Origin of the sequence: Wolbachia endosymbiont of Drosophila tsacasi (assembly GCF_028982115.1) — a bacterium.
GTDB lineage: Bacteria > Pseudomonadota > Alphaproteobacteria > Rickettsiales > Anaplasmataceae > Wolbachia > Wolbachia pipientis_B.
This window is the reverse complement of record NZ_JAPQLJ010000020.1, coordinates 1-3482: the sequence shown is the minus strand read 5'-3', so window position 1 is coordinate 3482 and position 3482 is coordinate 1. Positions and strand designations below refer to the sequence as shown.

Here is a 3482-nt window from a genome sequence, read left to right as displayed (position 1 = left end):
CGAATAACTGGTATGGATTTTACTAAAGTTCCAGGGCTTGATATACTAAGTATACAGACTATAATTTCAGAAACTGGTATAAACCATAATAAATGGTCAACAGAAAAACACTTTTCATCGTGGTTAGGACTCAGCCCTGCCAATAAAATTACAGGAGAAAAAGTGTTTAGCACAAGAACGCGTAAAGTCATTAATCGTGCTGCGAATGCATTTCGAATGGCTGCTAATTCTGTAGGAAATAGTAAAAGTTCATTGGGTGCATACTACAGAAGATTAAAAAAACGATTAGGAGCACCAAAAGCAATAACAGCTATTGCAAGAAAAATAGCATGCATATTTTATAGTATGCTCAAATACGGACAAGAATATGTAAAAAAAGGAATGGAATACTATGAAATACGATATAAGGAAAGAGCTGTAAAAATTTTGATCAAAAAGGCACGAGAATTTGGCTATACTTTAGTGCAACAAGAGGAGCTAGTTAAGGAAGTTTCTTAGAAGAGAGTACTAGAAATGAATGTTGGCCAAGTGCAAGTTGGGATTCTATAAATACACCAGCTTCATACCCTGCCTGATTACAATTGGTAACCAGTTCTTCTAGGATAGAATCACTTGGAACTTTTGCTTCAGCATATTTAAACATCTCCTTAAAAACTTCTTTTGCAAAAGGACGATAGTTTTCATCTTCGCTTTTTGGCAGTAAACTGTTATACTCTTTGCATAACTTGGCAGTCAAATCTCCACTTATACTTTTGCCGTTAATAACAAAATCCATTCTTTGAAAATCCTTATACATCTGTTCACCCGTGTTTGCTGACTCATTGTTTTTATCAGCCCTTAACCTGCTAAAACCAAATTTTTCTGCTTGAGCTTTTAGTGTAACTATTCGATTTTCCTTTTCTTCTGGTATAAAGCTATTCATTGTTAATACCCTGTATATGAATTACTAATAGTATAATAGTACATAAAAATGATTAATAAGCCAATAAAAATATTTTATATAAACGCAAGTCCTATGATAGCAAATAGTTTGACTATAAGGTGACAGGATCTTAAGAAGACTCTATAACAGTTTTACACATGTATGAATCTCAATGAGCAATCAGATTTTTCTAAATAGCAGGCTGGAGAATATACCTAAGTTCCATTCCGCAATATTGCCTAAACTTTGTGGTGGGGACAAAGTGATGGACCTGCTATTTTATAGGCCACTTAGTTACGTAGATAGAAGTAAGTCACTGCCCGATGCTCAAGCTGGAGAATTTATAACTTTTATTGCAAAAGTTTATGAGCATCAGTCGCCCACTTTTAGAGGTAGACCATATAAAATAGTCGTTGAAAGTGAGAGTCAGTATATATTCATAGTCTTTTTTAATTACTCAGTTAAGTATTTATATAAACTATTTCCAGTTGGAGCCTATGTAATCATCAGTGGCAAAGTCGAAAAATTTGCTGAACATTGGCAAATTACTCACCCAGATTACATATTACCTGATATCAGCCAATTTAAAGAAATAGCTCGCATAGAGCCAGTCTACCAATTATGCCGTGGCATTACCAATAAGAGCATTGGAAACATAATAAGCTCTAACCTGAAAGAATTGCCTGATTTGCCAGAGTGGATAGATGATACATTAATCAAGCAAAAAAAATGGCTAAGTTGGAGGAAAAGCATCATAAAGTTGCACAGACCAAGCTCATTGGCGGAAGCCGAGGTTTGTAGAAAAAGGCTTGCTTATGATGAATTGTTTGCGTATCAGCTAGCACTGAAACTTGCAAGAGAAAATCATGTAAAAGAAAGGGGAAGAGAATTTATAGTATTGAATAAATATAAAGAGCAAGTTTTAAATGAATTATCGTTTCAATTAACAAACGATCAAATTCGTGCAATAGATGAAATTTCAGAGAGGCAAAAATCCAAGTACCGCATGATAAACTTGCTGCAAAGTGATGTTGGTAGTGGCAAAACCGTAGTTGCACTTTTTGCGATGCTAAATGTGGTAGAAAACAACATGCAGGCAGCTCTAATGGCACCGACTACTATCTTGGCGGAGCAACATTATAATTGGATTGAGGAAGTTTTATCCTGTACCGATATAAAAGTTGCGCTGCTTACTGGTAAAACTTCGCGCAAGGAAAGAAAGATTATTATGAACGAACTTGCAAGTGGTGTTTTAAATATAGTGATTGGCACCCACACGTTATTTCAAGCTAACGTTATATTTAAAAATTTAGGGCTTGCAGTCATAGACGAGCAACAGCGATTTGGAGTGATGCAGAGAAATCGCTTGGTAGGAAAAGGAGAAAATGCCGACATACTTTTCGTTACTGCAACTCCCATTCCAAGAACTTTGCAGCAAGCTATGTATGGTGACGTTGAATGTTCAATGTTGAAAGAAAAACCAAAATCCAGATTGCCAATAAAAACTGTAACTATGAACATTAGTAGGGTGCCAGATGTTATTGAAAAGCTAAAAGGTGCTATAAACAGGGGCGAAAAAGCATATTGGATTTGTCCATATATAGAAGAAAACGAAGAGACCAATATTGCTGCAGCAGAGATGCGTTTTCAAGAATTACAAAAAACATTTCTTGATAAAGTTAGCATAATACATGGAAAATTGACTCAGGAGAAGAAAGATCAAGTTATGTTTTCCTTCAAAAGAAATGAATTTTCTCTGCTTGTTGCAACCACTGTGATAGAAGTTGGTATAGATGTGCCAGATGCAACCATTATGATTATAGAAAATGCAGAGCAATTTGGGCTATCGCAATTGCATCAGTTAAGAGGCAGAGTAGGGCGAGGAAACAAGCCATCTTTTTGTGTATTATTATACGATAATTTAAGTAAAAGCTCATCTTCAAAGTTAAAGATCATGTGTGAGTCACAGGACGGATTTTACATTGCTGAAAGGGATATGATGCTAAGAGGCAGTGGGGATATCTTAGGCACAAAACAATCAGGATGTATGGAATTTAAATTTGCTGATTTATATCAGGACAGAGAGCTGCTCAACCTCGCGTATAATAACGCAAAAGGTGCAATGGCTGATTTTGAATTACTGCTTGATATATTTGAATATAGAAGTAGATTACATTTTTCAAAATTTCAGTAGGAAAACCAGGTAGCCCGCAGAAACGAAAAACCTTACTTGACAAACTCCGCCAGGTCCCTTATCATGATAGTGAAGGTATTCAGTTATCTTCATCTGTGCAGATTAAACAGCAAGAAAACAACGTAGTTGGCGTCTTATTTTTAATTTTTTGCACTATGTGCACCTTATGTCTTCACAACATTTCTAGGTTTTTGCCTATATAAGCTGAAACGCGCTTATAAGTCGTTTAAGACAGTATAGTACGCCAATTTGCAGAATTAGAGAGTGACAACTAGCTAACGCGGGGTTTCTTTTGCCTTTTTTTTTGCTTAGTAAATTTCTTAAACATTTAAACTAAGGTGAGTTGCGTTTAAAAGCAGCTAAATT

Annotated in this window: 3 protein-coding genes; 2 read left to right on the top strand and 1 reads right to left on the bottom strand. The window is 35.6% G+C overall.

Annotated features, from left to right (window positions below; genetic code table 11):
• Positions 1–498, top strand: a 498-nt coding sequence (locus tag OZD70_RS01125; protein ID WP_275020310.1) for a transposase, incomplete at its 5' end; no start/stop codon positions are given.
• Here OZD70_RS01125 and OZD70_RS01120 read toward each other — a convergent pair.
• Positions 482–922 carry a hypothetical protein gene (locus tag OZD70_RS01120; RefSeq protein ID WP_338062926.1) on the bottom strand — a complete coding sequence of 147 codons (441 nt, stop codon included), beginning with the start codon at positions 920–922 and terminating at the stop codon, positions 482–484. The genes OZD70_RS01125 and OZD70_RS01120 overlap by 17 nt on opposite strands.
• A gap of 172 nt (positions 923–1094) precedes the next feature.
• Between OZD70_RS01120 and OZD70_RS01115 the strand changes: the two genes are divergently transcribed.
• Complete coding sequence (locus tag OZD70_RS01115; protein ID WP_410543787.1) at positions 1095–3116, top strand: ATP-dependent DNA helicase RecG; 2022 nt, start codon at positions 1095–1097, stop codon at positions 3114–3116.
• The last annotated feature ends 366 nt before the right edge of the window (positions 3117–3482 follow it).

Bases quoted from the DNA above. Each gene is read 5' to 3' on its own strand.
- OZD70_RS01115 (WP_410543787.1), top strand. From the start codon at position 1,095: ATGAGCAATCAGATTTTTCTAAATAGCAGGCTGGAGAATATACCTAAG.
- OZD70_RS01120 (WP_338062926.1), bottom strand. From the start codon at position 922: ATGAATAGCTTTATACCAGAAGAAAAGGAAAATCGAATAGTTACACTA.